7 protein-coding genes are annotated in these 6,721 nt (G+C 65.6%); 1 reads left to right on the top strand and 6 read right to left on the bottom strand.

Annotated elements, in window-relative coordinates; all coding sequences use genetic code 11:
• Positions 1-47 precede the first annotated feature (47 nt).
• From WB785_RS20165 to WB785_RS20145, 5 genes are all read right to left on the bottom strand, one after another.
• Positions 48-323, bottom strand: a complete 276-nt coding sequence (locus WB785_RS20165; protein ID WP_424081155.1) for a hypothetical protein — start codon at positions 321-323, stop codon at positions 48-50.
• Positions 320-451, bottom strand: coding sequence for a hypothetical protein (locus tag WB785_RS20160; RefSeq protein ID WP_424081153.1), 132 nt, complete (start codon positions 449-451; stop codon positions 320-322). The genes WB785_RS20165 and WB785_RS20160 overlap by 4 nt, the downstream gene beginning before the upstream one ends.
• A gap of 83 nt (positions 452-534) precedes the next feature.
• Entirely contained in the window at positions 535-2,211 is a 1,677-nt protein-coding gene (locus WB785_RS20155) for an alpha/beta hydrolase (RefSeq protein ID WP_424081157.1), read from the bottom strand.
• Positions 2,212-2,235: 24 nt separating this feature from the next.
• Positions 2,236-3,018, bottom strand: coding sequence for an enoyl-CoA hydratase (locus WB785_RS20150; protein WP_424081151.1), 783 nt, complete (start codon positions 3,016-3,018; stop codon positions 2,236-2,238).
• A 12-nt stretch (positions 3,019-3,030) separates the two neighbouring features.
• Positions 3,031-4,089 (bottom strand): enoyl-CoA hydratase/isomerase family protein, encoded by a 1,059-nt coding sequence (locus tag WB785_RS20145; protein WP_424081149.1) that lies wholly within the window; start codon positions 4,087-4,089, stop codon positions 3,031-3,033.
• Positions 4,090-4,307: 218 nt separating this feature from the next.
• On the opposite strand from WB785_RS20145, the gene WB785_RS20140 reads away from it, so the two are divergent.
• Positions 4,308-5,159 carry a Bax inhibitor-1/YccA family protein gene (locus WB785_RS20140; protein WP_424081147.1) on the top strand — a complete coding sequence of 284 codons (852 nt, stop codon included), beginning with the start codon at positions 4,308-4,310 and terminating at the stop codon, positions 5,157-5,159.
• 157 nt (positions 5,160-5,316) lie between these two features.
• Here WB785_RS20140 and WB785_RS20135 read toward each other — a convergent pair whose 3' ends face one another.
• Entirely contained in the window at positions 5,317-6,534 is a 1,218-nt protein-coding gene (locus WB785_RS20135) for an acetyl-CoA C-acetyltransferase (RefSeq protein ID WP_424081145.1), read from the bottom strand.
• Positions 6,535-6,721 lie beyond the last annotated feature (187 nt).

Genomic DNA, 6,721 nt, shown 5'->3' with positions numbered 1-6,721 from the left:
CCGCTGCGCCCGGCTTCGCCGCGCTTGCGATCGCCCGCTAGCCCGTCCTAGCCGCCGCCGCCACCACCGCCCGAGTCGCCGTAGCCCCACCAGTCCTCGGTCTCGGTGTACACCGGGGCAGGCGGCGCTTGGTGGTGCGGCGGCGGCTCCGGCGGATTGGGGGGTGGATCCGCCGGCAGCGGCGCCGGAAGCACAGTTGGTGTGCCCGCAGGCGCGGCGTACGCCGGGCCGCTCACCGCGGCGATCGGTATTCCGATGAGCACCCCCGCCACCGCGATCTTCGCAACTCTGCCGCGGGCGCTGGATGACCTTGCCCGAGTCATTGATCACTCCCTTCACGGGTGATGTCCGGCTCCTCCGCATCGCTGCGCTCTGCATCGTCACCGGACGGGGTGCCGAATATCACAACCTTCATCGGTTCCCGGAAAGCAAATGTTGCCACGTATTTCATCGCCGCGATAGTTATTCATCGCGGTGTAGCTACTGTTCAGACGCCCGAAACCCGCCGCACACTCAGCAACTGTTCGGCCCGCGTCAGCCGTCGCTGGCGTGCAGCAGCGGGCGCAGTTTGCCCGTCTTGGCCGGTGTCCAACCCGGCGGCTGCAACACCGCCGCCCAGCCGTCGGCCACGTCGGCCACGTAGTCGTGACCATGCCCGGGCGGTACATCGGTGGCCACCGCCATGTCGGCCGATACCTGCAAAAACGTCACGACCGGGATCCACTCGGTCTCGGGCAGCACGTCGTAACCACGCTTTTCGCGTAACCAGTCCGGTCGGCGGAACAGCAGGTCGGGATTCCACCAGGCGATGGGGTCGGAGGCGTGTTGGAGGTAGACCACCCGGGGGTGCTGCCACGGCGCATGCGGACGATCCAAATCGCTTGGGCGGGCAACGAAGCGCACGTTGCGTCCGTGGTCGTAGATCGGCAGCCATTCCGGTGACCCGCGATCGCGGGTCGAGGTCAGATCGGTCCAAATGGTGTTCTGGAACGTTGGCCCGGAAAAAAGCGCGCCGTCGGTGCGGGCCAGCACATTGTTGAGGCTCATGAACGGCGCTTCGCCGCCGAAGGAGCCCAGGCTTTCGCCGAACACGACGAGCTTGGGACGCTGAGCTTCCGGCAGCTCGCGCACCAGCCGGTCCACCGCCTCGAACAGCGCCTGGCCGGCGTGGCGGGCGTTCTCCTTGTCCACCAAAAACGACAGCCAGCTGGGCAGGAACGAGTACTGCATGCTGACGACCGCGGTGTTGCCGTTGTACATGTACTCCAACGCCGAGGCTTCCGCTTCGTTGATCCAGCCGGTGCCGGTGGTGGTTCCGACCGCGACGACAGCACGACGCAGTCCACCGGTGCGCTGCAACTCGCGCGCGGCCAACTCCGCGGCGGCGGTGATGCCGTCGTCGGAGTCCAGTCCGGCGTAGGCGCGGATCGGTTCGACCGCCGGGACGCCGTTGAACGCGGTGAGCTGCGCCACGGTCGGCCCGCCTGCCACGAAGATGCGGCCCTGGTGTCCCAGCGATTCCCAGGACACCAGCGACTGCGGTCCGCCGGAGCGCAGCGGAGTGTTCGGCGCGGCCTTGTCGGGATTGATCTCGTCGTTGACTGCCGCGAACGTGTTGTTCATGGTCCGCATCGCGAATTTCACCACCACGCCGTTGAGCAGAGCGATCGTCAGCGCCACCAGCAGAAAAACCACGATGACCGCTGAAACCCGCGGCGGCGCAAAGCGATCGAGCCGCAGATCCAGGAAACGGAACAATCGACGGACAAGCTGGCCGACCTCGACGACCGCGAACAGCACGAGCAACGACACTGCGGTGGCCAGTGGATAGTCGCTCCACCTCAGATGTGTGACGCCCATCAAATCGCGCACCCGGTCCTGCCAGACATGAAACCAGATCACCATCGCGACCATGCCGACCGCACCGGCGGCGATCAGGATCAGCCACGCCGGGCGCGGTGCCGGCGGGCTGGAATCCTTTGACCGCATGTAGCGAACCAGCCACACCGCGAAAACCCCTATGCCGTAACCGATCGCGCCGGATAGGCCGCTGACCAAACCCTGAAACAGCGGCCCTCGTGGCAACAGCGACGGCGTCATGGAAAACCACAGGAATATCAGGCCGACCGCGGTGCCGGTGAAGGTGTAGTGCCGAACCCACCACGGTTTCTTGTGGGGCGCCTCGACGGCTGCCTCAGGGGATTCGGCGATCGCCGCCTCGCTCACCTTGGCTCCTTAGCGGTGGGTGAAGTTCGGAGCCCGCTTTTCGATGAACGCCGCCATTCCTTCGGACTGATCATCGGTCGCGAAAGCCGAATGGAACAACCGACGTTCGTACAGCAGCCCTTCGGCCAAGGTCGATTCGAAGGCGCGGTTGACCGCTTCCTTGGCCATCCGCGACGCCGACCGCGACATCCCTGCAATGGTGGTGGCGACGGCCTTGGCTTCGGTGAGCAAGTCGTCGGCGGGCACCACCCGCGACACCAGGCCGCTGCGCTCGGCCTCGGCGGCGTCGATGGTGCGACCGGTCAGAATCAGGTCCATGGCCTTGGCCTTGCCGATCGCCCGGGTCAACCGTTGCGAACCGCCCATGCCGGGCAGCACGCCGAGCTTGATCTCGGGTTGGCCGAATTTCGCAGTGTCAGCAGCGATCAGCAGATCGCACATCATCGCCAGTTCGCAGCCGCCACCCAGCGCATGCCCGGCTACCGCGGCGATGGTCGGAGTGCGAACGGCGGCGAGCTTGGCCCAAGGAGCGAAGAAGTCGCCATCAAAGACCTCGGAGAACGCCAGCTGCGACATCTCTTTGATGTCGGCGCCGGCGGCGAACGCTTTGGCCGAGCCGGTGATGACGATCGCACCGATACCGGAATCGTTGTCTAATTCGGCTGCGGCGGTGGTGACTTCGTGCATCACCTGACTGTTCAGGGCATTCAGTGCCTGCGGACGGTTCAGCGTGATGGTGCCGACCCGCCCGTCGCGCTCGACCAGGATGGTTTCCCATTCTTTTTCGGCCATGTCCTGCTCCTTCTAGAACTTCAGATCGTCGTCGACTGGTGCGAAGTATGCGTCGACGTCGGCCGCGCTCACCTGGGCCAGCGAGGCCGGCGACCACTTCGGATCGCGATCCTTGTCGACCAGCTGAGCCCGGATGCCCTCCACCAGATCATGGCTGCGCAACGACGCACACGACACCCGATAGTCCTGGGCCAGAACATCTTCCAGGGTGTCGAGCTTGGCGGCACGACGCACCGCCTCCAGCGTCACTGACAGCGCGATTGGGGAGCGGGTGGCGATCAGGTTGGCAGCGTCTTGAGCAGGTCCCGAGCCGGGCCCGGCCCCTGCCTGCCCGTGGGCGCGCAGACTGGCGACGATATCGGCGACGGTGTCACCGGCGTAGCAATGGTCGATCCACTCACGTTGCGCTGCAAGGTTACTCGGTGGCGGCTCGACGGCATGGGCGGCCAGAGCCTTCTCGACGCCGTCGGCGACGATGGCCTGGCTGAATGTGTCGAGTTTGTCGTGCGGAACAAAGTGGTCGGCGAACCCAAGTGCGATGGCATCAGCGCCGGAGAACGGCGCCCCGGTCAGCGCCGCATGCAGGCCCAGCGATCCCGGGGCGCGCGACAGCAGGTAAGCCCCGCCGACGTCGGGGATGAAGCCGATACCGACCTCGGGCATGGCGATCTTGGACGTGTCGGTTACTACGCGGGTGTTGGCGTGTGCGCCCACACCGACGCCGCCGCCCATCACGATGCCGTCCATCAGCGACACGTAAGTCTTACCGAACCGGCCGATTTGGCCGTTGAGCAGATACTCGTCGTGCCAGAATCGCCGCGCCGCCACCCCGTCGCCGCGGGCACTGTGATAGATCGCCACCACGTCGCCGCCGGCGCACAGGCCGCGCTCCCCGGCGCCGGCGAGTACGACCACGTCGACCTGCCCGTCCTGCTCCCATTCGGCGAGAACAGCGGCCAGCCCGTTGACCATGCCTTGATTCAGCGAGTTGATCGCCTTGGGGCGATTGAGCGTCACAAAACCGACACCATCTTGAACGCGGGTCAAAATCTCGTCGGATTCGTCCGTCACGCGCGTCGTCTCCCCTCGCGGAATGTCAGGTGATGCAGGTCAGGACTTGACCAGCAATCTAGATCGTTACCCGCATCGAACCGCTCGCGGGTAAGGTTTATCTTGAGTAGCTCCGGCCCCAGATTGAGTAAATCCTCCGCTGGGAACCTGGCTGGACTACGGTTCGTTGATCAATTGTTCACACGGCTCGAAGTCACAGCTCAAGAGAGGATCCGACGGTGCGGGAGACTAGCAACCCGGTATTTCGCTCGCTGCCCAAGCAGCGCGGCGGGTACGCGCAGTTTGGGACTGGCGCCGCGGGCGCCGCGACCCAGTATGGGCATCAAACGGACCCCTATGCTCCGTATGTCGACCAGCGGGCCGGCGTTTCCCGCCCGCTGACCATTGACGACGTCGTCACCAAGACCGGGATCACCCTGGCGGTGCTGTCGGCTGTGGCCGTCGTTTCTTACTTCGTGGTGTCGACGCATCTCCCGCTGGCGTTGCCGTTCTCGGTGGTCGGCGGGTTCGGTGCTTTGGGGGTGGTAGTTTTCGCCACCTTCGCGCGCAAGCAGGACAACCCGGCCCTCGTGCTGACCTACGCCGGTTTGGAGGGCCTGTTCCTCGGCGCCTTTACGTTTGTGTTGGCCAACATCGAGGTGTCGTCCAGCAATGCCGGAGCGATGATCGGGCAGGCCATCTTGGGAACACTCGGGGTGTTCGCCGGCATGCTGGTTGTCTACAAAACCGGCGCCATCCGGGTCACCCCTAAGTTCGCCCGCATGGTCATCGCCGCCGGCATCGGTGTGTTATTCCTGATGCTCGGCAACCTGGTGCTGGGGATGTTCGGTGTCGACCACGGTCAGGGGATGGGGCTGCGCAGCGGCGGACCGTTGGCGATCATCTTCTCGCTGGTGTGCATATGCGTGGCCGCGTTCTTCTTCCTCATCGACTTTGACATGGCCGACCAGCTGATCCGTGCCGGAGCGCCGGAGAAGGCGGCGTGGAGCGTTGCCCTGGCCCTGACCGTGACGCTCGTGTGGCTGTACATGGAGATCCTGCGCCTGCTGAGTTATCTACAAAACGATTAGCTGGGTTGACCGGAAACCGGCACGCCAATTGGCGTGCCGGTTTTTCTGCAGCTGAGCCGGCATCGAGTGTGCGTTGAGGGCGGCCTCGCGCGGCGTGTCGCGGCCGTGGGTGCACGCTGGACGCCCAGGATGCACACTCGACGGACGAGCCGGCGCGTCAGCTCAGCCGCTCGAGCACCATCGCCATGCCTTGGCCGCCGCCGACGCACATGGTCTCGAGGCCGAACGTCTTGTCGTGGGTGGTCAGGTTGTTCAGCAGCGTGGTGGCGATGCGAGCGCCGGTCATGCCGAACGGGTGGCCCAGCGCGATCGCACCGCCCGACACGTTCAGCTTGTCCTCGTCGATTCCCAGCTCGCGGGCCGAGCCGAGTACCTGGACGGCGAACGCCTCGTTGATCTCGAACAGGTCGATGTCTTTGATCGACAAGCCGGCGTTCGCCAGCGCCTTCTTGCTCGCCTCGATCGGGCCGAGGCCCATGATCTCCGGGGACAGCCCGCTCACCCCGGTGGCCACCACGCGCGCCAGCGGCGTCAGGCCGAGTTCTTTGGCCTTCGTGTCGCTGGTGATCACCACCGCAGCGGCGCCGTCGTTCAGCGGGCAGGCATTGCCCGCGGTCACCGTGCCATTGGGCCGGAACACCGGCTTGAGCTCGCTGATCTTCTCGTAGGTGGTTCCCGGTCGCGGGCCGTCGTCGGTGCTGACCGTGGTGCCGTCAGGCAGGGTGACCGGTTCGATCTCGCGCTCGAAGAACCCGCTCTTGATCGCCTCCTCGGCCCGGTTCTGGCTGCGCACTCCCCAGTGGTCCTGGTCTTCGCGGCTGATCCCGGTGAGGATCGCGACGTTTTCGGCGGTTTGACCCATCGCGATGTAGATGTCGGGCACCGCGTCATCGGAGCGGGGATCGTGCCAGTCGTCGGCGCCCTGGGCCGCGCTGGATGTGCGTTCTTGGGCGTCGTCGAATAGTGGGTTCTTGGTGTCCGGCCAGGAGTCCGAGTTGCCCTTGGCGAATCGGGAGACGGTCTCCACGCCGGCAGAGATGAACGCGTCACCTTCACCGGCCTTGATCGCGTGGAAGGCCATCCGGATGGTCTGCAGCGACGACGAGCAGTATCGGTTGACCGTGGTGCCCGACAGGAAGTCGTAGCCGAGTTCGACGGCGACGACGCGAGCCATGTTGAAGCCTTGCTCACCGCCGGGTAGGCCGCAGCCCAACATCAGGTCGTCAATTTGGTGCGGGTTGAGCGCGGGCACCTTGTCCAGTGCGGCGCGCACCATCTGCGCCGCCAGATCGTCGGGCCGCATGCTGACCAGCGACCCTTTCATGGCGCGACCGATCGGTGAACGGGCGGTTGAGACGATGACGGCTTCCGGCATGACGGCTCCTCGGGGTCTGAGGTCTCGAATCTATCCTCAGGAGCCGCGCCCTGATTTAGCCGGGGGCAGGTACGACGATGGGCGCGGGCACGCCGGTGGTGGGCCTTCGCCACAGCCGCGAGATCAGCCGGAGCGCCGAGTAGCCGGGACCGGCCTCGGTGCCGGTCGCCGACGCCAGGGCCGGCTC

The sequence above is a fragment of the Mycobacterium sp. genome (assembly GCF_049585075.1).
Lineage (GTDB): Bacteria > Actinomycetota > Actinomycetes > Mycobacteriales > Mycobacteriaceae > Mycobacterium.
Note: the sequence above shows the minus strand (reverse complement) of the source record. Positions and strands in the feature narration are given on the sequence as shown.